The organism is Streptomyces sp. NPDC007856, assembly GCF_042868225.1.
In the GTDB taxonomy this organism is placed as follows: Bacteria; Actinomycetota; Actinomycetes; order Streptomycetales; family Streptomycetaceae; genus Streptomyces.
Map to the genome: position 1 here is coordinate 29,411 of NZ_JBIAEC010000028.1, position 25,417 is coordinate 54,827.

Here is a 25,417-nt window from a genome sequence, read left to right on the forward strand (position 1 = left end):
CGGCTTCGAGCGGGCCGGCTCCGGCTGTTGGCTTCAGGCCGGCCGGTTCCAGCTTGGAGTGAACTCACCGCCGGCCTCGGGCGGGCCGACCCCGCTTCGGACAGGCTGAGTCCAGCCGGGGCCGGCTCGGTCCAGCCGGGGCGGGCTGACGTCGGCTTCGAGCGGGCCGGCTCCAGCCTCGGGCGGGCTCGTCAGCCCGGGCGGGCTGACGTCGGCTTCGAGCGGGCCGGCTCCGGCTGTTGGCTTCAGGCCGGCCGGTTCCAGCTTGGAGTGAACTCACCGCCGGCCTCGGGCGGGCCGACCCCGCGGGCTCTCGTCGGCTTCGGGCGGGCCGATGTCCGGTGTCGGTGGGCTCTCTCCGCCTGGGCCGGGCTCACTCCAGTCTGGGGCGGTGTCTGACCTGGGCTCGGTCTGCGGCTCTTGCGCCCTCCGTCCAGCCGGCCGCGTCGCTCACGCCGCGCAGGCGAGTGGTCGTGGTCTCGGGGAACATGCGCTCCAGGCGGTCGGTGACGGCTATCTCCCTGGTGGCGAGGACCGGCAGCAGGTCCTGGCTGACCTGCGTCTCGGCGGCGGCCGCGAGCCGGTCGCCGACGCGGTGGGCGTAGGCGGCCAGGAACGACTGCCGGAAGGTCTTGGTCCGCTTCCGCCCGCCGGCTCTCTGCGCGGCCTCCGCCTTGGTCATCGCGTGCGTGGCCTGCACCAGCAGCGAGGTGTAGAGCAGCTCGACCGCCTCCAGGTCCGCCTCGAAGCCGACGACCGTGGAGAAACCGAGCGGTTCGTTCCACACCGCGCGACAGTGGTTCGCGCCGGCCACGGCGTCGAGCAGCACCGCCTTGGCCTGTTCGTACGGCGGCTCGACCCCGATCCGGCACGCGCCGGGCGCGTCCGGCGCGGGCGCCTCGGCGGCGAGCAGCGCCTCGTCGACGCTGTGCCGCGCCATCAGCTCCTGTGCCTTGGCACTGAGCGCCTCCGCCTCCTCCGGATACCCGGTCGCCTCGGCCTTGGCGAGCAGCGCGCGGATCCGGGCGAGCATGCGGGAGGCGGCCGGGCCGGGGGCGCGCCGACGCTCCTCCTCCAAGGGCTCCAGGGCGGGCAGGCGCAGCAGCAGGCGGTACAGCTCCAGCGTGGTCGTGGCCTGCGCGAAGCGGTCGGCCTCGCGGCCGGGCGCCGCGGGCAGCTCCGCCAACTGGGCGGCCCAGCGGTGCCCGCGCGGGCGGTCCCGCCCGGCCTGGGCGCGGATCAGGGTGGTGGCCAGGCGCACATGCGCGTCCTCCAGCTCGCGCCGCACCAGCCGTACGACATCGGCGGGCTGCCAGCCGCGCTGCCAGGCCGTCGCCACGAACTCCTCGCCCCGCCGCGCGAGTTCGGCGTCCGCGGCGGGATCGGCGGCGAGCAGGGAGGCGCCCGTGTCGAGGCCGGTGTCGGTGTCGTCGTAGAGGGCGGCCCTGAAGGCCCTCTCGACCGTGCTGGCTGTGCTGGTCACATCGTCGATCGTGCCATGCCCCACCGACAGCGGACCGAGCTTTGTCCACAGGCTGTGGATGAAGGGCTCCCCCGGATGGCGGGAGGGGTGGCGGCCCTGGTCAACAGGACCGGAGAGCCTGCCCGCCGAGGGTCCCGAACCTCAACGCCGCCGACCGCCGACCGATTGGCCGCCATACCGTCTCAGTCCCTGGAATTCGCCACGCGAGCGTGGGAGCGAGCGAAGCATGGCGGCATGGTGGACACGTCTCTCTACGCGGCGTTCCTGATCGCCGCTTTCGCACTCTGCGTCACTCCCGGCCCCGACATGATGTTCATCGTGGCGGTGGGCGGCCGGGGCGGCCCCCTGACGGGGCTCGCGGCCGCCCTCGGGGTCGCCTGCGCCATGCTGGTGCACACGGTCGCCGCGGCGCTCGGCCTGTCAGCCCTGTTCCTGACCCTGCCGACGCTCTACGAAGCACTGCACTGGGCGGGCGCGGCCTACCTGCTGTTCCTCGCGGTCAGGGCGTTCCGGGGCGACGGCGGCCCGATCGAGGCCGAGGCGGCACCGGGGAACGGGCACCGGCGGGCGTTCTGGCGGGGCGCCGTCACCAATCTCCTCAACCCGAAGGTGATCCTCTTCAATGTCTCCTTCCTGCCGCAGTTCGTGAACCCCGGCCTGGGCCACGTGCGCGAGCAGTTCCTCGTCCTGGGCTTCACGATCACGGCGATGGGCGTGGTGGTGGACGGCTCGGTCGGGCTGCTCTCCGGGAAGCTCGCCTCGCTGCTGCGGCGCAGCCGGCGGGTCGCCCGGGGCCTGGACTACTTCAGCGGGACGGTCTTCGCCGGGCTCGCGGTGCGTCTGGCGGTCGTACCGAAGTGACCGAGCAGGAGAACTGGACTGTCAACTGTCGGTTGACACACCTCGGGGCGCAACCTACGGTTGACACATGGCGACCAACCCGAACATCACGGCATCCGTACGCCTCGACGACCTCATCGAGGCCATCAAGAAGGCCCACAACGAGCCCCTCGAACAGCTGCAGGACGCGGTGATCGCCGCCGACCACCTCGGTGACGTGGCCGACCACCTGATCGGCCACTTCGTCGACCAGGCACGGCGCTCGGGCGCCTCCTGGACCGAGATCGGCCGGAGCATGGGCGTGACCCGGCAGGCGGCGCAGAAGCGCTTCGTGTCGAAGGAGTCCGGCGGCCTCGACGCCGGCGACTTCAGCCGCTACACCCCGCGCGCGCGGAACGTGGTCATGGCCGCGCACAACGAGGCGGTGGCCGCCCGCAACCCGGAGGGCCGCCCCGAGCACCTGGTCCTCGGGCTGCTGGCCGAGCCCGAGGGCATCGGGGCCAAGGCGATCACCGAGCAGGGCGTCCTGCTGGACGCGGTACGACAGGCCGCGTCCGCCGCGCTCCCGCCCGCCGCGGACGAGGTCCCGGACCTCGTCCCCTACGGCCCCGACGCCAAGAAGGCCCTGGAACTCACCTTCCGCGAGGCCCTGCGGCTCGGCCACAACTACATCGGCACCGAGCACATCCTGCTGGCGCTCCTCGAGCAGGAGAACGGCCAGGGCGTCCTCAGCGGCCTCGGCATCACCAAGTCCGCGGCGGAGGCGTACATCGCCAGGACGCTCTCGCTGCTGGCGGAGCAGAAGTTCCCGGCGGCCGGGGCGGGCGATGCCACCGCATCGCAGGACTGAACAGCAGGTCACAGCGATTGTCAGACCCGGCTGCCACACTCCAGTCATGACCGACCGGTGGGCGCTCGCACCGGCCGAGGACTCAGGCGTGGACATCGCCCCCCTCGGCCCGGACGGGCTGCCCGCCGGGCCGGTGCGGCGGGAGAGCGATCTCGCCGGGGCGGTGCGGAGCCGCCCGGAGGTGACGCGCTGGGTGTGGCGGTCCACCCCCGAGGTCTACCCGCGTCTGCTCGCCACGGGGGTGCGAGTGGAGCGGTGCTACGACATCGAGGACGCCGAGACACTCCTGCTGGGCCACGAGGGCCGGTACGGCGAGCCACGCTCGGCCGCCGCCGCCCTGGCCCGCCTCCGGGGCGGCCCCGTACCGCCCGACCCGCCCCAGCGCTCGGCCGAACCGGGCGCCCAGTCCCCGCTGTTCGAACCCACGGGCAGCCACCTGCCCCTGACCGACCTCCTCGCGGTCTACGCCGAGCAGCTCCGGCGGCACCAGCGGACCGCCCTCCCGGACCGGATGCGGCTGCTGACGGCCGCCGAGTCGGCCGGCATGCTGGTGGCCGCCGAGATGAACCACGCGGGCCTGCCGTGGAGCGCCGAGGTCCACCGCCGCCTGCTGCACGACCTGCTGGGCGAGCGGTACGCGGGCGGCGGTGAACCGCGCCGCCTGGCCGAGCTGGCCGACGAGGTCTCCGCCGCCTTCGGCCGCCGGGTCCGCCCCGACCTGCCCGCCGACGTGATCAAGGCCTTCGCGCAGGCCGGGATCAAGGTGAAGTCCACCCGTCGCTGGGAGATCCGGTCCGTCGACCATCCCGCCGTCGAACCCCTGCTGGAGTACAAGAAGCTGTACCGCATCTGGGTGGCACACGGCTGGTCCTGGCTGCAGGACTGGGTGCGCGACGGCCGCTTCCGCCCAGAGTTCCTCGCCGGCGGCACGGTCACCGGCCGCTGGGTGACCAACGGCGGCGGCGGACTGCAGATCCCCAAGGTGATCCGCCGGGCCGTGGTCGCCGACCCCGGCTGGCGGCTGGTGGTGGCCGACGCCGACCAGATGGAGCCGCGCGTGCTCGCCGCCATCTCCCGCGACCCCGGGCTGATGGAGGTCGCCGGCCGCGCGAGCGACCTCTACCAGTCCGTGTCCGACCGCGCCTTCTCCGGCGACCGCGACCAGGCCAAGGTCGCCGTCCTGGGCGCGATCTACGGCCAGACCTCGGGTGACGGCCTGAAGAACCTGGCCGCGCTGCGTCGCCGCTTCCCCAAGGCCGTCGCCTACGTCGACGAGGCGGCACGCGCGGGCGAGGAGGGCCGGCTCGTGCGCACCTGGCTGGGCCGGACCTGTCCGCCGGCCGCCGGATCCGGCGAGGACGCGGCAGACGAGGCGGGCATCCCCGTCGGGGACGACGACGCCGAGACGCAGACCGACGGCCAGACCGCCTGGGTCCCCGGCTACGCCTCCAGCAACTCCCGGGCGCGGGGCCGCTTCGCGCGCAACTTCGTCGTCCAGGGCAGCGCCGCCGACTGGGCCCTGCTGATGCTCGCCGGGCTCCGCCGGGCCTGCGCGGACCTCAAGGCGGAGCTGGTCTTCTTCCAGCACGACGAGGTGATCGTGCACTGCCCCGCCGAGGAGGCCGACGCGGTCGTCCAGGCCATCCGCGCGTCCGCCGACCTCGCCGGCCGGCTGGCGTTCGGCGAGACACCGGTGCGGTTCCCGTTCACCACGGCGGTGGTGGAGTGCTATGCCGACGCCAAGTGAGCGCCGCGCGGGCGCACTTCGGCCACTTCGCAAGCGCTGCTCGCACCTCTGCCGGCCACTCCGCGCGAGCTGCACCCCAAGCCTTGGGCCACTGCGTGCGAGCTGTTCGGCAGCCGTTCGCTCACTCCGCCAGAAGCTCCCGCAGTTCCGCCACGACCGCCTGCTCGTCGGTCCCGTCCAGCGCCGCGAGTGCCGCGCGCCAGGCGTCGTACGCCTCCGCCCGCCGCCCCCGCGCGCTCAGCAGCAGCCCGTGCTGGTGCCGGGCCAGGCCACCCATGTAGCGGTCGGCGCGAGCGTCGGCCCGGCGCAGCAGCTCGGTGCACTCGCGACCCGCCCGTTCGGTCTCTCCCAGCTGCCGCAGCGCGCGGACCAGGCCGAGCCGGGTCTGGGACTCCCCGTGCCAGTCGCCGTGCCCGCCGAGGATGCGCAGGCTCTCCTCGAAATGCTCCGCCGCGGCTGCCGGTTCGCCGAGGGTGAGATGGGCATAGCCGATGTTGCAGTGCGCCGAGTGCTGCACGATGACCGCGCCGATCGCGTCCCCGATCGCCAGCGAACGCCGGTGCTGCTCGATGGCGGCACGCGGATCGGTGTGTTCGTAGAGGTTGCCGAGATGGCTGTGGGTGACGGCCTCTCCGTAGGGGTCGTTCAGCTGCCGCGAGTACGCGAGACTCTGCCGCAGCGCCTCCCCGGACTCCGCGAACCGCCCGAGCCCCTCCAGCAGCAGGCCCCGGTTGTTCAGGCAGCGCCGGATCCGGGAGACGACACCGAGCCGGCGCCAGATCTCCAGGGACCGGTCGGTGAGAGCGAGGGCGTCCTTCTGCCGGCCGGTCAGGAAGTGCAGGCCCGCCAGATCGCCGAGGGCGTACGCCTCGGCCGCCGCGTCCCCGAGCCGCGTCGCCGCCCCGAGCGCGACCCGCCCCAGCACCTCCATCTCGGCGACCCGGCCGCCGCGCTGGACGTAGGGGAAGAGCAGCCGTGCGAGCGTCGAGAGGTGCGCGGCCCGGCGCGGGTCGGACACACCCGCGTTGCGTGACACCAGGGCGACGACGTTCTCCAGCTCCACTTCGCCCCAGCCGAAGGCCTGCTCGGCGGACTCGAAGGAAGCCAGCGCGGCCACGTCGGCAGCGTGCTCCGGCGGCTGCGCCGAGGTGGGCCGGCGCCGGTCCTCCTGGTCGATCCCGGGCTCCGCGATCGCTTCCAGCAGCCGTTCGGCCACGGCGGCGTACCAGCGCAGGGCGATCAGGTCGGGGGCGGGCACGGCGGCGAGGTCGGTCCGCCGGCCGGCCTCGCCCCGCGTGCCCGGGATCCGCTCGCTGTCCGTGTCCGGAAGGCCGCTCGGCGCTCCCACGCCGGTGTCCTTCCCCGTGTCCGCCAGTTCACGGGCGAAGTCGCGGACCAGGTCGTGCGGGGCGTAACGGCCGTAGGCGGTCTCCTCCAGGAGGGCGACGTCGACCAGGCGGTCCAGGGCCGCCTCGGCGCGCCGCGCGTCGGTGCCGGTGAGGCGGGCGATCAGCGGTGCGCCGTAGGTCGGCAGGTCCAGCGCGCCGATGCGGCGCAGCGCGAGGGCCGCGTCCCGGTCCTCCTCGCGCTCGGCGGCGGCGAGCGCGTCATGAGCGACGGCCAGGGAACGCCGGACGCTCAGGTCGTCGTACTCGAGATGGCGCAACCGGCCGCCCGTCTCGGCGAGTTGGCCCGCCAGCACGTCTGGGGTCAGGGCGCGGCGGGCGGCGAGCCGGGCGGCCACGACGCGCAGCGCCAGCGGGAGCCGGCCGGTCAGCTCGACCAGCGGGTGACCCGCGTCCAGTCCCTCGCGGCCGCTCACGGCGCGCAGCAGCGCCGCGCTGTCCTCGCCGGTCAGCGGGGCGAGCGGGAAGCGCCGGGCGCCGTCGAGCGCGGTCAGCGGCGAGCGACTGGTGACGATCACCGCGCAGCCGGGCCCGGCCGGCAGCAGGGGCCGCACCTGGGCCGCGTTCGCCGCGTCGTCCAGCACCAGCAGAACGCGGGCAGGGGCGAGCAGCGAGCGGAGCAACGCGGCGGCTGCGTCCGGGTGTTCGGGGATGCTGCGGGGCTCGGCGCCCAGGTCGCGGAGCAGCGCGGCCAGCGCCTGGACGGAGCTGAGCGGGGCCATGCCGGGGGTGGCGCCGTGCAGATTGACGTACAGCTGCCCATCGGGGAAACGTTCCCGCAGCTCATGCGCGACCGCCAGGGCGAGCGCGCTCTTGCCGACGCCCGCCATACCGCTGATCACGGCGACGGCCGGAGCCGGGGCGGGCGGCTCGGTGAGCGCGCGCCGCAGCTCGCGGCGGACCTCGACGCGACCGGTGAAGTGCGCCGGTGGCGCCGGGAGTTGCGCGGGCCGCGGGGTCTGCCGGGCGTCCGGCGCGGCACCGCCCTCGTGCGGGCCCGGCGTTTCGGCTTCCTCGACGGCACCGCCCAAGTGACCGGCGCCCACGGCCTGGTGGTCGCCCGCCACGTCCCGCCGTCGCCCCTCGCGCTCCTCCTCGGTCCCCTTTCGTTCCCCGCCTCTCCCCCGCAGCACCTCGACATGGGCCTCGCGGACCGCCGGACCGGGTTCGATGCCGAGTTCCTCGATCAGGCGGGCGCGCAGATCGCGGTGTACGGCGAGGGCTTCGGCCTGACGGCCGCTACGGTGCAGGGCGAGCATGAGCTGACGGTGGTACGCCTCCCGCAGCGGATACTCGGCGACCAGCGCGGCGAGCTCCGGGAAGATTCCGGCCAACCGCGCTCCACCCAGGGCTAGTTCGGCGTCGTAGCGCCACTCCAGCAAGAGCAGCCGGGCCTCCTCCAGCCGCTGCACCAGGGCATAACCGCCGAGGTCTGCGGGGAGCCCGCTGAGCGGTGCGCCGCGCCAGAGCGCGAGCGCGGCCGTACAGGCCCGTACGACACCCGGCCAGTCCCGCCGGGCATGCGCGGCACGCGCCTCGGCGACCCGGGCGTCGAAGACATGCACGTCCAACTCGCCCTGATTCACGCGCATCACGTATCCCGGCGGTACGGCCCTGAGCCGGTCGGGGTCGTCCAGGAGCCGGCGCAGCCGGGTGACGTGGTTGTGCAGGGACGCCTGCGCGGAGACCGGCGGCGCCCCGCCCCACAGGGCGTCCTTCAGCGACTCCACCGACACGACCCGGCCCGGCTCCAGCAGCAGTGCGGCCAGCAGCGCGCGCACCTTCGGGCTGCCGATGGCACGGACGCCGTTGTCGGTATTGGTGCCGTCGTGGGGAGAGTTGCCGGGAAGGGCGTCGGGAGTCTCGTACGAGATCCCGAACGGCTGTCGGTCGTACAGGACCGGCGGCCCCAGCAGTCCGAACCGCAGCTCGCACCGCCGCATCACGCCGCCCCACTGCCTTCCCGCGCGGTCGGGACCGACCGTGCTCCGCGACGGGCCCGTGCCCGCCGTTCCCTGCGAGCCTGTGCCCGCGGTTCCCTGGCGGAATTCCGCCCTGTTCACAACGGTTTCCCGCCACCTTCTGCCGGCCGGACCGGCCGCGGATCGGCCTGCCCTACGGCCTGTTTCGGATACCGTCGGCGAATTCCGGCCAACGGGCCCGCCATCGGCCGACGAACCGTTGGCCACATGTTAGCGATCCGTTGGCGAATCCTGATGTGATCATTTCCATCGGATCTGGTCCGACGGCGCGCGCGCATGTCGCGTAACTCGGGGGAGTGTCGCCGTAGGCCGGGTCCGGGGACGCAAGGGGCCCCGGTCGGCGGAGGTGAACGCCCGGGGCCCCGTCCCGTTCCCTGCCCCAGTCCCTTTCAGGCCGGCCAGGCGATCGACGAAGGCGCCCAGCCCATCGCACCGATGACTGCTCCCAGTGATGACGGCTCCCGCGGACGCGGACACCCACCGAAAAGGACCCCCACCCGCCGTCCGGCGCCCCGCACCTCAGATCACCGGCGGGCGCCCCAGCCGGGTGAGCCGCCACACCGTCCGCCAGCGCATGGGCCGGCGCTCACCGGCCGGTTTCCGCAGCCCTTCCTCGAACCCGCCGAACCACGCCTTCAGCCCCGCCGCAGAGCGCGTGCGGGCGAGGGTGAGCAGCGTCCAGACGCCGAGGTGCACGGGGACGAGCGGCAGCGGCAGCCGACGCCGCACGAGCCAGACGCGGTTGCGGGCATTGACGCGGTAGTAGATGGCATGTCGGGCCGGCGAGGTCTTGGGGTGCTGGAGCAGCAGCTCGGGGGCGTAGAGGATCTTCCAGCCGGCGTCGGCGGCGCGCCAGGCGAGGTCGGTCTCCTCGTGCGCGAAGAAGAACTCCGCGGGCCAGTCCCCCGTCTCGGCCAGCATCGCCATGCGCAGGGCGTGCCCGCCGCCGAGGAACCCGGTGACGTAACCCCCGCGCAGCGGATCCGACTTGCCCACGCGGGGTACGTGCCGCTGCTGGGTCTCGCCGTGTTCGTCGGCGATCCGGAAGCCGACGATACCGAGGCGCGGGTCGGCGGCGTACAGGTCCCGTACGCGCCGCAGCACGTCGGCCTCGACGAGCAGGCCGTCGTCGTCCAGTTCCACCACGACGTCGACGTCGCCGTACTCCCGCAGGCGGGCGAGGGCGACGTTGCGGCCGCCCGGGCAGCCGAGGTTCTCCTCCACGTCGATGGTGGTGACCTCGCCGGGCAGGGAGAGCCGGCGCGCGAACTCGGGCAGCCGGCAGCCGTTGCCGACGATCACGATGCGGGCGGGGGCGAGGTCCTGCTTGGCCACGGACTCCAGCAGGGCGTCGACCTCGGCGGGCCGGTTGCCCATGGTCACCACGGCTACGGCGATCCTCGGCTCCACCACGTCCCTCACCCCATCCGGCCGCCGGCGGCGCCGCGCCCTGACCGCGCGGCGCCCGCCGTTCACCAAGATGTTGCCTCAGATCCGCGGGTTCACCAGACCCCGATTCACTTTGCAGCCCCTTTGCTCCGCGTTTGTCCGGGCATGGAAACCGAGCGGTGACGGCATCCCCCGTCCACCGGCCGCACCCCCTCCGGGCGGGCGTGCCGCGATCGGCACCGGGAGCCCGTTTCTCCCCCAGCACACAAGAAACCCCAGTCCAGCTGTTCGGCCAGAGGCGCTGGCCGTACGTAGGCGGCCCTGCCGAGTGTGGGTCACCATCCGGCCAGCGGCGGGGAAGGGGCAGTCGCACGCCGCACGGTTGGGTCAGCACCGGCGTGCAGTACGACCAGCCCCTGACGACTGCATATTGCCTGCACCGCTGCTAAAATGAAGGCATGACCGCCATTACGATCCGTGATGTCCCGGACGACACGGTCAACGCCCTGAAGGTCCGCGCCGCACAGGCGGGCAAGTCGCTCCAGGCATACGCCCTGGACCTTCTCTCCCGGGAAGCCGCCAAGCCCACCCTGGCGGAGATGGCCGCACGCCTGGAGCGTGAAACCCGCACCGAGCTCAGTACGACCGACATCCTCGACGCCATCGAGGACGCGCGGGACCGACGTTGATCGTCATTGACTGCTCCAGCCTCGTCCACTTCCTCCTCGACCACGGCGAGACCGGGACCGCGATCCGTGAGCGGGTGGGCCGCGCCGACACTCTCGCAGCCCCGGGCCTGCTGGACTACGAGATCACCTCGGCCGCCTTCGGACTGGCCCGCGGTCGGCGAGGGGGCAAGCCGAAGATCACGGAAAAGGAAGCCCTGAAGGCGATCACCGACTACCAGGCCCTCGCCCTCGACCTGCACCCCACACTGGTCCTGTGGCAGCGCGTACGCGAGCTGTCGAACAACCTCTCCGTCTACGCCGCGCATTACGTGGCCCTCGCCGAGAGCCTCGGTATTCCGCTGATCACCAGCGACGCCAGGATCGAGCGCAGCGGGGCAGCACGCTGCCCGATCGAGACCTTCGAGGCACCCAGCACCTGACCTCAGCGGCACCAACGCGCGCGGCTCCACAACCCATGCACGGTCTGTGGGGTTCCTAGTTGTCGCCGCACTGGGTCTGGCCTTGGCGTCCGCCGCGCCCCGATCAGATTCGGGCGCTCCCCTTGCCGTGAGCCGGAGCGGAGCGGATCCGTCCGGATGGTCAAGCCTCGTGGCAGTAGTCCCACACGCTCGCCCGCGGACTCAAACAGCCCGCGCACATGAGCCGCGCCAGCCTCCCTTGCGGCTCGGGAGGCCCACGGGTTGTGCCGTTTGTTTCACTCCTTGACCGGGGTGTCGCCGTTCATGGCGAAGCGGGCGGAGCACTGCTCGTCGGATCGGTCGCTCGCGTTCCAGACGCAGATCCACATCGTGTGGCCGACGTCTGAGATGAAACTTGTTTTCGCGGCGCCCCAGGAGGCCCGGAACGTGTACGCGATGCCGTCGCTGCGGTAGAGCTCGGCGCCACAGCTTTGGTTCAGGGAGGTGTTGAGCACGCCTGCGAGTTCGCCGGAGCCGCTGTCGTCCAGCCAGGCGGAGCAGGCGGCATCGTTGCCGAACCAGGAGGTGTCCGCCTCGGAGCCCTTGACCTGCTGCGGGTCATCGCTGCCGTTGATACCACTGATCGACGACGAGGTGACGCGGGTGGCGGCTGCTGAGGATGCGGCGGTCGCGGCGGGGCCGGAGGGCGAACGCGCGCTGGACGCGCTCGGCGGGACGGCCGTGTCCGTGCCGGCCGGGACGACCGGGGTCGGGCGCCCGGACTCAGCGGTGGGCGAGGCCGAACGGCTTGGGCTCGCGGAGGACGTCCGTGTCGCCCCGGCCACGGGCTCGACGCTGACCGACGCGCTGTCGGACGGATGCGCAGCGCCGTTGTGCCGGGAAGCGGACGGGACGAGTACGAACGCTGCGACGGCGCCGAGGGCGATCACTGCGGCGATCGGGAGCAGGAGCAGGCGTTTGCGTGGGTGGCGAGGTAACGCGGCGGACGGGGGCGCGGTCTCAGGCGTCGGATCCGCATCCAGGTCCGGCGGCGGGACGGTCTCCAGCTTGCCGACCGGCGTCGCGGCGAAGGCACGTCGCGAGGCGATGCGTGACATGACCTCGGAAGGCCAGGAGGGAGGAGGAACAGGCAGGTGTGCGCGGGCCGCCTCCACCACCTCTCCGGCGGTGGGGCGGGCTCCGGGGCCGGTCGCGAGACAGGACCCGATGACGGCGGCGAGGTCGGCGTCCACGGCACGCAGCGGCTCGACGTCGGCGACGACACCGGGCGTGCGGCCCGAAGCCGCGTAGAGCACGAGCGCCCCGAGCGAGTAGACGTCCGCGGGCGCGTCCACGTCCTCGTCCCCGGCCTGCTGTTCCGGTGCCGAGAATCCCTGCGTACCGTAGCTGCCACCGCTCTTGGTGAGCCTCGCCTGGTCCGCGGCGCGCGCGATGCCGAAGTCGATCAGCTTCACGCCGTCCCGCACCAGCATGACGTTGCCGGGCTTGACGTCACGGTGCACGATCTCGAACGCGTGCACGGCCGACAGGTGAGTGGCCGCCTCGGCCAGCAGCAGCCACAGCGCCTCGGCGGGCAGCGGGCCGCGCAGCCGGACCGCCTCGTCCACGGTGAGTCCGGGCACGTACTCGGTGGCGAACCAGGGACGTTCCGCGGTGCCGTCGCTCGCCAGCACCCGCGGCCCGACCCCGGTCGGCACACGGTAGAGGATGCCGACCTCGCGTTCGAAGCGCTCGCTGGAGACCAACCGTGGCCGGACGCGCTTGACGGCGGCGTAGCCCTTGTCGGACGCCCCGAGGTAGACCTCGCCCATGCCGCCGACGCCGAGCAGACCGATGATGTTGAAGCTGCCGATCTCCTGCGGATCGTCCGCGCCGAGCGGTTCGGCGATCGTGCTATCCATCATCAGCAGTGCCCCGGCCGCTCGCGCTCACGGCGGGCAGGCTATCGAGCAAGTGAGGGCAAGGCAACACGAGTTGGCGGCGAACGCGCCTTGCCCAGCGTACGCATCTGTGGGAGGACCGGTCCTCGCGGTGCGCTCATACACTGACGCGAGCCGAGCCGGAGGTATGTGATATGGCGTACGGAAACTTCCCACCCCAGATGCTGCCGCCGGGTAGTCCCTCCGACAGGGTGCCCTCGGCGCCGCCGGGGACGATCTTCGTACTGGGTCCGGAGGGCGGGTACGCCGTGCCGCCGCGCCGGTACACGCTGCTGTTCGGGCGCGACCGCGAGGACGTACATGTGCCCGTCGGTGTCGACGACCCGACGGTCAGCCGTCGGCACGGCGTGTTCACCTGCACGGCCACGGACGGCGACTGGTGGCTGGTCAACACCGGCAATCTGCCGATCGAACTGCCCGACGGGGTGCTGATGCTCACCGGCCACAAGCGGCTCATCGAGTCCGGGTACACCCCGCTGGTGATCAACTCGTCCAAGCGGCGTTCCCACCTGGTGGAGGTCCGCGTCGTGGACGACGAGGACGACCGGAACCCCCGCTCCACGAGCGGTGCGGAGACCGTGGATCCCGAGACGGTCTACGAACTCTCCCCGCAGGAGCGGCTGGTGCTCACCGCACTCGCCCGGCGCTACCTGGAGGGCCACGACGCCTTCCCGCTCCCGCTGGCCTGGGAGGACACGGCCCGCCTGGTCAACGCCTCCCCGTACGCGACCAAGTCCTGGACCTACAAGTCGGTCGCGAACACGGTCGAGGACGTGCGCGAACGGCTGCACCGCCGGGGCGTGCGCGGACTGCTGCGCGACGAGGTCGGCGAACCGGTCGGCTCGACACTCAGTGTCAACCTGATCAGGGAACTGCTGAAGACGGCGACGCTGAGTGCTCAGGACCTGGAGTTGCTGGCCGACAAGGACTGAGCGGATCGCAGGGTACGTGCCCCGGCCGATCGTCGGCCTGGGACGCGGCGTTTCTCAGCCTTCCGCCTCACGCTCGGCTGCGGCGTTGTACGTGACGTGCATGGTGCCGCGTTGGACTGCGAAGGCGGCTGCCTGGTCCTCCGCCGAGCTCTGCTGCGGCTGCGGCTGCGGCTGCGGCTGCTCGGGGTCACGCGTCGTGTTCGTCACGCGGTTGTTGTCTCCTACGACGAAGGTGCCGGAGACGTCCCCGGTGTGGATGTCTCCGTGTGTGGATTCCGCGGGCATGGCCGGCCTTTCTACTGGTTGGTCTCAGGGAGGGTCAGGCGCCGCAGTCGGTCTGCAGGCTGTCCGATGCCGAGTTCATCGCCGAGGCCTGACTCGACGGGTCGACCTGGGAATTCTTCGGATCGTTCTCGTACGACTGATACATGCTCTGCATCTGCTGAGTGGCGGTCAGCATGCCGTTGAGGTCTGATGCCACGGAGCTGTCCTGGGCCTGCGAGACGGCCTCCTGCAACGTGGACTCGAGGGAATTCAGGTCGCTGATGACGGTGCTGACGTCGGAGAGCAACGTGCTGTCGTCGGGAACGGTGGACGTGGCGCCCGAGTTGTAGGAGGCCATGTCGCTGTTGTACGTGTCGACCGCAGCGGAGGCGATGGCGGCGTCGGTGTTGAACTGCTGGGTCTCTGACGACAGTTCGGAGATCACGGTCGCGCACAAGGGATCGACGGTGGGCGTCGGCGAGGTGTCGTCGGTGGGCAAGGTGTCGTCGCTCAGGTTCGGCGTGCTGAAAGGGCTCGACGTGACGGCTTGAGACGAGTTCGGCTGGTCGTTCGCGTAGACCATGGCACCCACGCCCAGCACGGCCGCGAGGCCGAGCGTGCAGGCGAGGGCGAGTGCCGATAGTCCACCCTTGGCACCTGTCGCACCGGCGCCGACGAGCCCCGTGTGGCCTGTGCTCGCCGAGGTCGTCGTGGTGCTCGCGGCGTGCGTCGACGGGGTGACGGAAGAATGCGCCGCCGAGAGGTCGATCCGCGGGGGTGTCGGTACGGCTGAGTGTGCGCCGGCCGCGTAGGCGGCGACGTGCGGCTGTGCGGAGGCGTGGGACAGGTCGACCACCGGCCTCGCCGCGTGTGCGGGCAGGGCTGTGTGCGCGGGAGCCGAAGGGGCGGAGGTGGGGACGGTCGAGTGGGTGATGGCCTGCGTGTTGACCGCACTGTGCGTCGGGGTAACCGGGTGGACCGGCGGTGTGGTGGTCGGCGGGGCGGTGACCGACGCCGCGTCGGCGACTCGATGGGCCGCCGAATGCGCGTGCAGGGCGGCGAGTTCCCGCCACAGCACCTCCGCCTCGAGCACCAGGGCCGTCGTCTGTGCGGCCCGCCCGATCGCCTTCCGGCGGGTGCGAGCCTCGCGCAGGAAGAACTCCTCACCCTCCTTGTCCCCCGCGCTCTTCGCCGCTGCCCAACCGGCTCCGAGCAGGCTGCCCCACGCGTCGAACTGCCGGGACAGCGCCAGCTTCGGCGAGGCGGCACGGGCCAGCCCCGCGCCGAGCTGCGCGTGTCCGCTCTGCTCCGCTCGCAGCACCGCGACATCCAGGGCCTGGAAGTGCGCCGCGACGTCGTCCGGAGTGGTGTCCCTCGCCTCGACCCAGGCGGTGAGCGCCCGGCAGAGCCGATCGGCGGGAAACTCCGTCTTCCGCATGTTCAGCACACACTCGGAAACATCCGGCGGACAGCTGTAGCCGGTCTCCGAGGCGAGCAGCAGTCCGTGTCGCACCAGGCCGTCGGCGAGCGCGCCGGTGTCCGGCCGGCCGAGCAGATCATTGAGATGCCGGGGGGCCAACTCGGCGCCGGACAGCGAACCGAGCAGGTACAGCAGGTCGCGCTCCTGCGGCCGGAGCCTGTTCAGCAGCGCGGGAAGCAGTTCGGGAAGATCGGCGATGCCCGGCAGGCCCTTGCCGGTCGCGGCCGACAGGGCGATGCGCCGCAGCCGGAGCGGGTTGCCGTCCACCGCGTCGCACAGCGCGTCCACGATCGGCGCCTCGTCGGGCCGCAGCTCGCGGGACAGCAGTGCCGCCACCAGTTCCGCCGCCGCCGAGGCCGTCAGTCCTTCGAGTCGGATCGCGTGCACACCGTCGACCGCGGACCGCTGCTGCGAGGTGAAGACGAACGTGGACTGCTCGGCCATGTCGAAGAGCCGGCGCAGGTCCTTCTCGTCGAGCCCCGCGTCGTCCAGGTAGATCCGCAGCCGCAGGGCCTTCAGATGCTCCTTCAGCACCTCCAACGACGGCTTGTAGTTCGGCGCGTCGAAGCTGATGTCGAATATCGCCTGCGCGATGTCATCAGCCGTACGTCCGCCGGCTTCGATATAGGCCGCGCCTTCGGGCCCGCGCGCCATCGTGCACGCGAGGTGGCGCAGCAACGCACTCTTGCCGACCCCGGACGCGCCCCAGACCTGCACCAACTGACGTGTCTCGATCGCCTCTCGCAGTGCGTGCACGTCCCGCGCTCGTCCGATCAGCGGCTCGGCGGCGGACCGCGGCAGCTGGGAGATCGACGGGCGCTTGACCGGATCCGGCAGCGGTCCCCCGTGCACGGTGACGGTCGAACCGGACTCGGCGGTGATCTTCAGGTTGCTCACGGTGTTGTGGCTGCCTACGACCATCGTTCCGGACACGTCGCCGGCCCGGATCCGCCCTGAATCGTCCGGAACACCGTTGTTCTCCGACATCTTCTTCCCCCGTCCTCTCCAACGCCCGGGTCCCGCCACTCGGTCAGGCTGGCGCCGAACCGTCGTGCGAACCCGGCGTTTTTACGTGTTCGGCGAGATCGCCGGCAATCCGGCGGGCCCGGCCGCGACGGCGAGCCGGGCGAGGTGATCCAGGTCGAGGATCGTGATCCTGCGGTAGCCGGTCACGATTGCGCCCGACTCCCGCAGCACCCGCAGGGCCTTGTGGATCGACGACTCCGCCGCGCCGACCAGGGTGGCCATCTCCGGCTGCGACAGCGGGAGTTGGGCTTCGTTCCGGCCGGGACGCCCGTAGGTGACGGCCAGGTGGTGCAGGATCCTGGCCAGCCGTCCGAGCACGTCACAACCGGTGAAATCGACGATCCGGCCGGTCGCCGTACGCAGCTTGGCCACCACGCTCGCGCTGAGCGCAAGTCCTATGGTGGGGTGCTGTTTGGTGCACTCCAGCAGTTCGGAACGCAGTATGTAGCGGGCCAGCACCCTGCCACAGGCGGTCACAGTGCCGACGCGCGGCTGGCCGTCGATCCCGGCGAACTCCCCGACCAGGTCCCCGGCCATCCGCACGGCCAGCAGCGCCTCGCGGCCGTCCTGCGCGTGCGCGGTGACCTTCACCATGCCGCCGAGCAGGAGCAGCGCGAAGTCCGAGGTGTCGGCCTCGCGGATGGTGATCTGGCCAGCCGGGTAGGCCACGCCGTGGCCGAGTCCCATGAGGATTCCGCGGTCGGCCTCGTCGACCCGGCCGAGCAGCCCGGCCGGCGGCCAGTAGGCCGCGGCCCCGCGAACCCGTGTGTTGCTCATCGGCCACACCTCTCTTCCTCGTGCGGCCGAAGCCGCACAAGCCGTATTAGTAGCCGTTCTACCCGGGGACCCCTCCTCTACCGTCTCGTCAATCATCTTGTCGACACCGGATGACCGGGACGACAGCAAATCGATCTTCGAATTGCCTGCCCCCGTCGTGATCGCGGAGGAATAGTGAATCCGAGGTACGAATACCGAGCCCTGCTGGCGTGTGACATCGCGGGCTCCGCGGGCCGCGGCGAGCAGCGGCTGCAGGAGATCCGCAGAATTCTGCGTTCCGCGCTGTCCGACGCCCTGGGCGTCGCGGATCTGGACGCGCGGGACTTCGCGTACGTCGACACCGGCGACGGCTGCCGGCTCGTCGCCCCGGCCGCACTGCCCAAGGCCAGACTGCTGTTCCCGCTGCTCCCGGAGCTGGGCTCACGGATCCGTGAGCACAACCGGCACGCCGGCGCGGACACCCGGCTGCGGGTGCGGGCCGCGGTGCACGCGGGGGAGATCCGGCTCGATCCGGACGGCACCGTCTCCGGCGCCCCCTTCGAGGCGCTGGCCCGGCTGCTCGACTCGGCCCCGCTGCGGCACGCGACCCTCGCCGGTACCGGCGGCACCCCGCTGGCCGCGATCCTTTCGCACCACTTCTACGAGGAAACAGTCGGGCACGGCTACGAGGGGCTCGAAGCCGACGCCTTCACCGCGGCCGACGTCCGGGTCAAGGAATACGCCGCGCGGGCCTGGCTCTGGTACCCGGGCAGCCCCGTCGGGCCGCGGGTCGGTTCCGGCCGGGATTCCGACTCCGCCGAGCAGCCTGCGCAGCCCGAGCCGCGGACCGTGGAGCAACTCGTCCAGGCCACAGGAAACGGCACGGTCTTCGCCGTGCACCGGGGCGACCAGTACATCCGCCACAACGACCGAGGTTGATACGCGCTGATGAACGAGGAACTCGCCGAGCTGGCCGCGAGCGGCGCCACCGCTCTGGTCTCCGCAATGGGCACCGATCTCTGGCAGGAGGCGAAGAGGCTGATGAGCCGCGTCCTCGCACAGGCTCGCGGCAGCCGCCGCAACGAGCTGTCCGTCGCGCTGAACCGGCAGTCGACCGCCACGAGGGGAGCGGTCGACGCCGGGGCCGTTGACTACTGGACCGAGGCCCTGTCTCAGCTGCTCGACCGGAACCCGGATCTCGCCCAGGACGTCATGGCCCTGGCTTCGCTGCGAACCCCGGAAAGGCCGGACATCGTGATCCAGGTCAATTCCGCCACCAATTCAGGTGAGGTATTCGCGGTGCAGCACGGCACTCAGCAGTTTGCCTCCGGGCCGAAATCCCGCGATTCCGGGGACCGGCCGTGAGCCGGGACGACAGCCGGCGAGACGGCCTCATGGACGGACGGTTGCGGGCGGTGCTGTTCGTGGCCGTCGTCATCGGGGCCTTCATCGAGGTCAGCACGCCGCATCGGCGGTATGGCCCGCTGGTGGACGTATTCGCCCTCGCGGCAGTGGGTGTCGTCGGCGCGGCGGCCGTGCTGGGGTCCGAGTCCGCCGCGACGCCAGCCCGGCAGCGGGATCGGCTCGCGCAGGAACCCCAGCCCAGCTCAACGGTTCCGATCTGCCGCTACGTCACCGGACCGGCGACGCCGCAGGCCCAGCCCCCGAGGCCCCGGCCGTTCCTGCGCGAGCGGCCGACCGACCTGAGCGTCCCCCGCTTCGGCGACGGCGCCCGTGCCCAGGGCTACCCCTGGCTGCTGCCGGAGCGCACGGTACAGAACGGGATCGCCGCCGACGAGGCCACTGTCGGTGCCTTCACCATCCGCGCGGCCTCCGTCATCGGGCCCGGCCACCGCTGCGGCCAACCCGCCGAGCCGCGCCAGGACTCCTACCGGATCGGGCGAAGCCGGGACAGCCGGCACGCGATCGTGGCCGTGGCCGACGGCCTGTCCAGCGCGGCTTGGTCCGACGCCGGGGCCACCACGGCCTCCAGCCAGGCCGTCACCCTGCTGCGCGAGCAGATCGAGACAGTGGGCTTCGGCGGACTCGATGTCAAGGAGCTGTACGGGCGGATCGCGGAATCGATCGCCGCGCACGCGACCGGCCGCGGCGTCGGCACCTCGCACATGGCCACCGTGCTGATCACCGCGGTGCTCGCCGAGCCGGACGCGAACGGCGTTGCGAAGGCCTGGGTCGCGTGGCTCGGCGACAGTTCGGCCTGGACGCTCGACCCGCACGTCCCGCTGTGGCGGTTCTCCGCCGGCGAGGCCAAGGACCGCGCGGCCGCGGTGGTCTCGAACGAGGTCGCCGGACGTCTGCCGGACACACCGCAACTGGCCAGGGACCACTACGTCACGCTGGCTCCCGGCGCCGCCCTCGCCCTCGTCACGGACGGGATCGGCGACGCGTGGGCGGACCCGGCGGGCAACGTCAACGAGTACTTCGCGAACGCCTGGCGCTCGCCCGTCCCGGCCACCCGGTTCACCGCCGACGTCGGCTTCGACGCACCGCAGTGCCTTGACGACCGCACCGCGGTCGTGATGTGGAACGGTGACCGTGCATGACGGAACCCCATATCAACGACGGCACCGATGACAGTGTCGGCGGCGGCCCGGCGGCCGATCCGCGGGGCTGGGCGTTGCCACGGGCCGTGAGCGTCAGCGATCTCGGACCACTGGCCGAGCCGATCTCCGAACACAACGGCCAGGCCATCGCCGTAAAGCCACTGACGAACCATCCGGGCTGGCTGGCCAAGCTCTACCGGCCGGACCAGCACCCGGAGGACGCCGGCCGGCTCGACCTGCTGATCTCGGCTCCGGGCACGCTGCCGGAGGCGGATCGTGCGCTCCTGTACGCCGGCACCTGCTGGCCCGCGGCCCGGATCCACGAGCCCGGCAACCCGGCCGTCGGCTGCGTGATACCCATGGCGCCCGAGCAGTACCGTTGCGAGCTGCGGCGCGGCGGGTTCAGCGATCGCCGCTTCGTGGAGATCGACTGGCTGGCGAAGTCCGACGAGTCGATCCGGGGCGTCGGACTGCCGCCCCCCGGCTTCGCGGGCAGGCTGTCCGCCTGTCGCCAACTGACGGAGCTCGCCGCGATCCTGGAGAGCCTGGGCCTGGTCTACTCGGACTGGTCGTTCTCCAACGCTTTCTGGAGCCCGGATCAGCGCTCTGTCTACCTCATCGACGTCGACGGCTGTCAGCCGAAGAAGATGCCTGACATCCACCAGCCGAACTGGGCCGACCCGCTCACGCCGCCGGGCACCGACGCGGACGAGTACACCGACCGCTACCGGCTCGGACTGCTCGTCGCCAAATGCATGACGGGCCGGCGTGACGCGCACGCCTTCCACACCGTCGCCGCGTCCCCCTGGCAGAACCAGCCCGCCGTCTCCGAAGTACTGCTCGACATGCTGCTCGCGACCGACCGCGAGCGACGGCCCTCGGCCGCTCAGCTGAACCAGGCGCTGAACAGCGGTCCCTATCTCAGGACCACGCCACGTCCGACACGCACCGCGCTGCCCCCGTTGCCCCCGCAGCCGATCCCGCAGTCCCCCGGCGGCGCCGATAAGCCCGTGAAGGAACCCGAGCCGACGCCCCCCAAAGCGCCTCAGCCCGGCCCGCACACCGGCTGGATTCTCGTACTCGTCATAGCCGTGATCCTGCTGTTCGTCATCGCCTCCAACCACTAGCTCAGAGGTGCACCATGTCACTCTGCCTGCCCACCTACGTGGTGATCGACGCGTCCTCGTCGATGAAGGAGCACGAGGCAGTGCTCAACGCGACCCTCTCCCGTCTGCACTACAACCTGGCGACAAATCCCCGCGTCTCGGAGTTCGCCCGAGTCTGCGTGGTCGCCTTCTCCACCGATGTGCACGTGGTGATCCCGATGTCGGACATGGAGCAGGTGCCGGCCATGCCCGAGGTGATCTGCGGCGGGCGCACGGAGTACGGCAAGACCTTCGACCGGGTGCGGGAGTGCATCGAACAGGATGTCAGCAACCTGAGGATGCAGAACCTCGACGTGCTACGGCCGACGATCTTCTTCCTGACCGACGGCAGTCCGACCGACGCGCACTGGCAGGACTCCTTCCGCAATCTCGTGGACAGGGACTGGCCGCGCCACCCGCACGTGATCGCCTACGGCTTCGGCGGTGCGAGGCGCGACGTGCTGGAACAGGTGGCGACCAAGGCGCTGTTCATCGCCGACGGTTCGGACACCGAGTCCGCGCTGAGCGCGGCGATCACCGGTCTGCTCAACACCCTGATCGCCTCGTCGAAGACCGGTCAGATGCAGATCGCCACCGACGTCAAGGGCTTCAAGTACGTCGAGGTCGCCCAGGAATACGTGGACTGATGACGGACGTCGACCCGCGTTCCACGGTGTCCCGGACACTGCGCGCCTCCGTCGGTCTGACCGCACTGGCCGCAGCGCTGCTCGTCTGCGGCGCCGCGGTCGAGGCGACGGGCAACCTCCTCGGCACCTCGGCGAACGGAGGCAGCGGCAGCTCTCACCCGACACCGACCGTGCACCCGACCCACACCCGCTCCCGCGCCTCCGAGGCGCCGTCACCAGACCGCCCGCCCCCGACCTCACCCACCTACCTGCCCAGCCCCACGGCCACGGCCACCGGTAGTTCGTTAAACGGGCGGCAGAGGTCAAGGCCGCGTCCAGTGGTGACCGCGCCGAGCAGGGCATGGAGCTCGGGGGTCGGGTCCTTGTCCGTCCAGGCACGCCCCGGTGTACACCTAGGGAGGGAAGGACGGCAGGCATCAACCCGACGTCAATCCTGTGACGGTCGGCCCGACGCCTCCTGAAGCTGACGTCACTGATCGCATCTACCTGTGAGCTGATCATTTCCGGCCTGTCGGCCGGAGCCATAGCACGCAGGACCCTCCGGATCGAGCTACTGCTCATTCGGGGAGAGTGGCCGACGAGTTCGAGCCCCTGAGCAGGGTATCGCTGGTCCGGCGGCTGCACCGAACCCGGCCCGCGCCCTTGCATGCCGTGGCATCGAGGGCGCGGCACGAGCAGCTGACGTTTGACGGAGCACGCACACTGCTCGGCGCTTCCGTCATGCAACTGTCCAAACAGGCGATTCCGTCATCAATCACACGGGCCCGTACGACAATTGGCAAGGCAAACGGGCCCACGGCAGCCCAGAGCGGGAGGCACACGTGGGAATACTGCACGCGATCCGGATGCAGAAGCTCGTCGCGGATGCCAGGCGCGCCCACGCGCAAGGCGACCACACCTTCGAAGCGTCCATCGACATCGACCCCCGGGGCATGGCCCGGGTCAGGAACCCCATGAAGAAGATCCGCAAGGAGATCGACCTGGTCGTGCGATCCGTCGAAGCCGTCGGCTGGAAGTGCGTGGGCGTCGGCCAGTTCATGTACTCGATCAATATGGAGTTCATCCGAGCCGGCTGAAAGGGCTTCCCGAAACCGGGTGTGAGGCTGGGGGTTCAGTATGGGTGTGCCGTCCAGGTGATTGCGGCCCTGCAGGGGGCATGAGGGCAGGGCCTCCCAGTAGCACAGAGGGTGTCTATGCCACTGCTTACCGGGAGGCCCTGTTGCGCAGTCGTATCGGCCTGCTGGGGAACAGTCCGTTTCGGAGATGCGGGAGTGTGACCGCTGCACCCACACGTACGGCAACGCCGCGGACAACCCGAGCGGCTGACGCTGGTATCCGACCGGCATGACGGACGCGGAGTGGGCCGCGGTCCGCGAAAACGACAGGTCGTCCTCGCCGAACGGCGCACGCTCGGCGAGCTGTTGACCACCGGCAGCCGGTCGCCGACCGATCAGGGCCGTCCCGGACTTCCTGCCCCGGCGTCAGCGTGTCGCTCCCGGCCGGATCGAGCCCGATCTCGGCGAGGCGCCCTTCGAGTCCCTCCGCGGGCAGGCCGAGGAACCGACGTGCCGCGCTATCGATCACGGTGATGCGACCCTGCGCGTCGCAGCCGACCACACCCTTCCGGAGGACGTACAGCGCGGCCTCCTGGTTCTGCCAAATGCCTGCGATCTCCTCCAGTTCAGGGCCGAAGGTGCCGCGCTTGAGCCTGCGGGCGAGCAGGAAGGCGGCGTCGACTCCGATGCCGACGTAGGTGCCGAACGCGGTCACCTCCTGCCCGAACCAGGCGGCGGCCCAGGTCCCGGCGATGCCCGCGGAGACCTCCCCGACCAGTCGGTGACCCGGTCAGGGCGCGTAGATCGGCACCCGCCCCGTACTCGGCGCGCCAGCCCCCGGCCACGATCCCCGGCCGGGAGCGGAATCGCTCGCGTGCTCACACCCGTGATCAACGTCAGGACAAGCCGGGAGTGACACCTGTCAGGACCGGACATTTCCGCCGCGACCGAGCGCCCCATCGACAATGGCCGCATTTCAGCCGTCGGCCAAAAGGAGGCGATAGGACCCTGACGGAGTGTCACGCACACCTGCCCACCGGTTGTCACCGAAACCGACTGCGCATGCCTGGCTCGACCCTCCCAGACGGGCAAAAGCCCAGCTCAGGGACTCAGGCCGCCCATGCGGTCACGGAAACCACACCTCCGACCTACGCATTACGATGCACAGACCACCGGCACCCCGATTTACGCCGATTCCAAGGTCACCCGAAACAAGAAACCCCAGGTCAAAGGCGACCTGGGGTTCATCATGGAGCCGCCTTCGGGATTCGAACCCGAGACCTACGCATTACGAGTCGTGACGGGTGGTGATCCTTGATCACGATCGATCCGGTTTTGCCTGGTCAGAGTATGTGCGCTGTGATGCGCGGTGCGGCTCGTGACGGCTCGTGCCGCACCATCCGCTCACGCATCGCTCACGCAGACCGTGGGTTTGACCAGTACACATACCCGCCCCAAAGCAGGACCCGACCGTGCACGAATACCGACGGGGAGTCCGCGACAACAGGAGATGGTGGTTGTCATGGTGGCGAGTCGACCGGGAGTGACGCGGCCGTCGCTTCACGGGATGAACTTCACCTCCGGGAAGGCCGGGCACGGGCCGTCGAGCAGGTGCCCCTGCCCCCGGTGCCGCAGGTGCAGGTCGAAGAACGCAAGCGGGTACGCCTGCTGGATCCGTACGGCCCGGGCCGGGTCGAGGGTGCCGATCCAGTCCTGGATCTGATGGTCGGTCATCCCGAGGATCTTGCCCGCCTGCGGGATCAGCGTCGCGTTGTCGCCGTATGAGTTGTGGATGGCCCCGTCGGCCTGGATGTCGAGCCGCCAGCTGCGAAGGTGCGTCCAGAATTCGGCGACGTCCGGCATGGCGGCCCGGGTGAACACGGCGGTCATCATCATGAACGGCCGGTCCAGGTCGGCGGTGATGGTCGGCTGCATCGGGCCGTCGATGCTGAGCCCGGCGCGGACGCGCCGGTCGGCGAGCATGGTGAGCGCGGTGGCGGTGCCGCCCCTTCGACCAGCCGAACGCGCCGATGCGCCGCGGGTCGAGGGCGCCGAGCAAGCCCTGGGGCAGTGGCTTGCCGTCGACGTCGGGGTTGCGCCCGGCGGCGAGCCTCTCCACGCAGTCGAGCAGGAACCGGAGGTCCGCGGCGAAGTCCCTCGGAAACATCGGGACGTCGCCCGGGGTGACCACCCGGCCGTCGGGGAACTCGGTGAACGTGTCGTGGGTGTGGTCGACGGTGACCACGGCGTAGCCGTGGCTGGCGAGTTCCTGGACCATGATGGTGTGGTCGCCGCGGTGGCTGCCCGAGCCGTGCGAGTACACGATGGCGGGCAGGCGCTGGCCCGTACGGTGCACGGGCGCGCCCACGCGCCCGGCGGTGAGCGGGCCGAGGGCGGGGTCGAGGGTGAAGCCGGCGTCCGTCAGGAGCGCCCGCAACGCGCCCTCAGCCATCCAGGGGGCACGCGGCAGGTCCTCCGCCCTGCGTGCGGGGTACCAGAGGCTGGCCATCAACTCACGGTGATGCCCCGGGCCGGCCACGGGATCCGGACGGGAAGCGTCGACGAGGTGCAGGGGCACCGTGCCCACCGGGTACGGTCCGGTGGGCACAGGCAGAGTGAGCTGCACCGGGCCCGGCCCGGTCGAAGCCGCCCACGCCGGGCGTGCGACGCCCATCGGCACGGCGGCCCCGACCGCCAGCGCGGCTCCGAGCATGCGGCGGCGTGTCATTCCTTCTTGGGTCATGAACGGCGTGATTGTCATGGTCCCTCCCTGGGGTTTCTGGGCAGCACTGGGCTACGCCCG

The 25,417-nt window shown here is 71.3% G+C and carries 20 protein-coding genes and 1 pseudogene; 12 read left to right on the forward strand and 9 right to left on the reverse strand.

The annotated features are described in order from the left end of the window. Positions 1 to 373: 373 nt before the first annotated feature. Positions 374 to 1,483, reverse strand: a complete 1,110-nt coding sequence (locus ACFYOH_RS40100) for a DUF2786 domain-containing protein (protein WP_388636158.1) — start codon at positions 1,481 to 1,483, stop codon at positions 374 to 376. Positions 1,484 to 1,717: 234 nt separating this feature from the next. On the opposite strand from ACFYOH_RS40100, the gene ACFYOH_RS40105 reads away from it, so the two are divergent. The 3 genes from ACFYOH_RS40105 to ACFYOH_RS40115 all read left to right on the forward strand — a co-directional run bounded on the left by ACFYOH_RS40105 (position 1,718) and on the right by ACFYOH_RS40115 (position 4,920). After that, entirely contained in the window at positions 1,718 to 2,344 is a 627-nt protein-coding gene (locus tag ACFYOH_RS40105) for a LysE family translocator (RefSeq protein WP_388636160.1), read from the forward strand. 67 nt (positions 2,345 to 2,411) lie between these two features. Further along, entirely contained in the window at positions 2,412 to 3,173 is a 762-nt protein-coding gene (locus ACFYOH_RS40110) for a Clp protease N-terminal domain-containing protein (protein WP_388636162.1), read from the forward strand. A gap of 46 nt (positions 3,174 to 3,219) precedes the next feature. Next, positions 3,220 to 4,920 (forward strand): bifunctional 3'-5' exonuclease/DNA polymerase, encoded by a 1,701-nt coding sequence (locus tag ACFYOH_RS40115; protein WP_388636163.1) that lies wholly within the window; start codon positions 3,220 to 3,222, stop codon positions 4,918 to 4,920. Positions 4,921 to 5,041: 121 nt separating this feature from the next. On the opposite strand, the gene ACFYOH_RS40120 is transcribed toward ACFYOH_RS40115, so the two are convergent. Together ACFYOH_RS40120 and ACFYOH_RS40125 are read right to left on the reverse strand one after the other, a co-directional pair. Then, the gene (locus tag ACFYOH_RS40120) at positions 5,042 to 8,269 is read right to left on the reverse strand and encodes a BTAD domain-containing putative transcriptional regulator (protein WP_388636165.1); all 3,228 of its coding nucleotides are present in this window, start codon (positions 8,267 to 8,269) and stop codon (positions 5,042 to 5,044) included. A 558-nt stretch (positions 8,270 to 8,827) separates the two neighbouring features. Continuing rightward, positions 8,828 to 9,721 (reverse strand): glycosyltransferase family 2 protein, encoded by an 894-nt coding sequence (locus tag ACFYOH_RS40125; protein ID WP_388636167.1) that lies wholly within the window; start codon positions 9,719 to 9,721, stop codon positions 8,828 to 8,830. Between the two features lie 434 nt (positions 9,722 to 10,155). Here ACFYOH_RS40125 and ACFYOH_RS40130 point away from each other — a divergent pair, with 434 nt between their 5' ends. Then, positions 10,156 to 10,386 (forward strand): antitoxin, encoded by a 231-nt coding sequence (locus ACFYOH_RS40130; RefSeq protein WP_388636169.1) that lies wholly within the window; start codon positions 10,156 to 10,158, stop codon positions 10,384 to 10,386. Continuing rightward, positions 10,383 to 10,805, forward strand: a complete 423-nt coding sequence (locus ACFYOH_RS40135) for a type II toxin-antitoxin system VapC family toxin (protein WP_388636171.1) — start codon at positions 10,383 to 10,385, stop codon at positions 10,803 to 10,805. The genes ACFYOH_RS40130 and ACFYOH_RS40135 overlap by 4 nt, the downstream gene beginning before the upstream one ends. 275 nt (positions 10,806 to 11,080) lie before the next feature. Here ACFYOH_RS40135 and ACFYOH_RS40140 read toward each other — a convergent pair whose 3' ends face one another. Beyond that, positions 11,081 to 12,709 carry a protein kinase gene (locus ACFYOH_RS40140; protein WP_388636173.1) on the reverse strand — a complete coding sequence of 543 codons (1,629 nt, stop codon included), beginning with the start codon at positions 12,707 to 12,709 and terminating at the stop codon, positions 11,081 to 11,083. Positions 12,710 to 12,879: 170 nt separating this feature from the next. Between ACFYOH_RS40140 and ACFYOH_RS40145 the strand changes: the two genes are divergently transcribed. Next, complete coding sequence (locus ACFYOH_RS40145; protein WP_388636175.1) at positions 12,880 to 13,677, forward strand: FHA domain-containing protein; 798 nt, start codon at positions 12,880 to 12,882, stop codon at positions 13,675 to 13,677. Positions 13,678 to 13,731: 54 nt separating this feature from the next. On the opposite strand, the gene ACFYOH_RS40150 is transcribed toward ACFYOH_RS40145, so the two are convergent. The 3 genes from ACFYOH_RS40150 to ACFYOH_RS40160 form a co-directional block, all read right to left on the reverse strand. Further along, a complete protein-coding gene (locus ACFYOH_RS40150; protein WP_388636177.1) occupies positions 13,732 to 13,962 on the reverse strand; it encodes a hypothetical protein in 231 nt (76 codons plus the stop codon). A 34-nt stretch (positions 13,963 to 13,996) separates the two neighbouring features. Next, positions 13,997 to 16,408: a hypothetical protein gene (locus ACFYOH_RS40155; RefSeq protein ID WP_388636179.1), complete on the reverse strand. Its 2,412-nt coding sequence runs from the start codon at positions 16,406 to 16,408 to the stop codon at positions 13,997 to 13,999. Between the two features lie 81 nt (positions 16,409 to 16,489). After that, complete coding sequence (locus ACFYOH_RS40160) at positions 16,490 to 17,224, reverse strand: Crp/Fnr family transcriptional regulator (protein WP_388636181.1); 735 nt, start codon at positions 17,222 to 17,224, stop codon at positions 16,490 to 16,492. Positions 17,225 to 17,398: 174 nt separating this feature from the next. Between ACFYOH_RS40160 and ACFYOH_RS40165 the strand changes: the two genes are divergently transcribed. From ACFYOH_RS40165 to ACFYOH_RS40190, 6 genes are all read left to right on the forward strand, one after another. Then, the gene (locus ACFYOH_RS40165; protein ID WP_388636183.1) at positions 17,399 to 18,142 is read left to right on the forward strand and encodes a hypothetical protein; all 744 of its coding nucleotides are present in this window, start codon (positions 17,399 to 17,401) and stop codon (positions 18,140 to 18,142) included. 9 nt (positions 18,143 to 18,151) lie between these two features. Beyond that, the gene (locus tag ACFYOH_RS40170; RefSeq protein WP_388636185.1) at positions 18,152 to 18,568 is read left to right on the forward strand and encodes a hypothetical protein; all 417 of its coding nucleotides are present in this window, start codon (positions 18,152 to 18,154) and stop codon (positions 18,566 to 18,568) included. Further along, the gene (locus tag ACFYOH_RS40175) at positions 18,565 to 19,767 is read left to right on the forward strand and encodes a protein phosphatase 2C domain-containing protein (RefSeq protein ID WP_388636187.1); all 1,203 of its coding nucleotides are present in this window, start codon (positions 18,565 to 18,567) and stop codon (positions 19,765 to 19,767) included. Before ACFYOH_RS40170 ends, ACFYOH_RS40175 begins: the two co-directional genes overlap by 4 nt. Further along, positions 19,764 to 20,894: a hypothetical protein gene (locus ACFYOH_RS40180; RefSeq protein ID WP_388636189.1), complete on the forward strand. Its 1,131-nt coding sequence runs from the start codon at positions 19,764 to 19,766 to the stop codon at positions 20,892 to 20,894. Before ACFYOH_RS40175 ends, ACFYOH_RS40180 begins: the two co-directional genes overlap by 4 nt. A gap of 14 nt (positions 20,895 to 20,908) precedes the next feature. Further along, a complete protein-coding gene (locus tag ACFYOH_RS40185; RefSeq protein WP_388636191.1) occupies positions 20,909 to 21,559 on the forward strand; it encodes a VWA domain-containing protein in 651 nt (216 codons plus the stop codon). An 821-nt stretch (positions 21,560 to 22,380) separates the two neighbouring features. Beyond that, the gene (locus tag ACFYOH_RS40190) at positions 22,381 to 22,635 is read left to right on the forward strand and encodes a hypothetical protein (protein ID WP_388636193.1); all 255 of its coding nucleotides are present in this window, start codon (positions 22,381 to 22,383) and stop codon (positions 22,633 to 22,635) included. 1,539 nt (positions 22,636 to 24,174) lie between these two features. Here the strand turns inward: ACFYOH_RS40190 and ACFYOH_RS40195 are convergent. Further along, on the reverse strand, positions 24,175 to 24,597 hold the full coding sequence (locus ACFYOH_RS40195) for a hypothetical protein (RefSeq protein ID WP_388636195.1): 423 nt from the start codon (positions 24,595 to 24,597) through the stop codon (positions 24,175 to 24,177). Positions 24,598 to 24,898: 301 nt separating this feature from the next. Beyond that, positions 24,899 to 25,375, reverse strand: a pseudogene (locus tag ACFYOH_RS40200) (acetylhydrolase); the annotation flags it as partial. Positions 25,376 to 25,417: the final 42 nt, after the last annotated feature.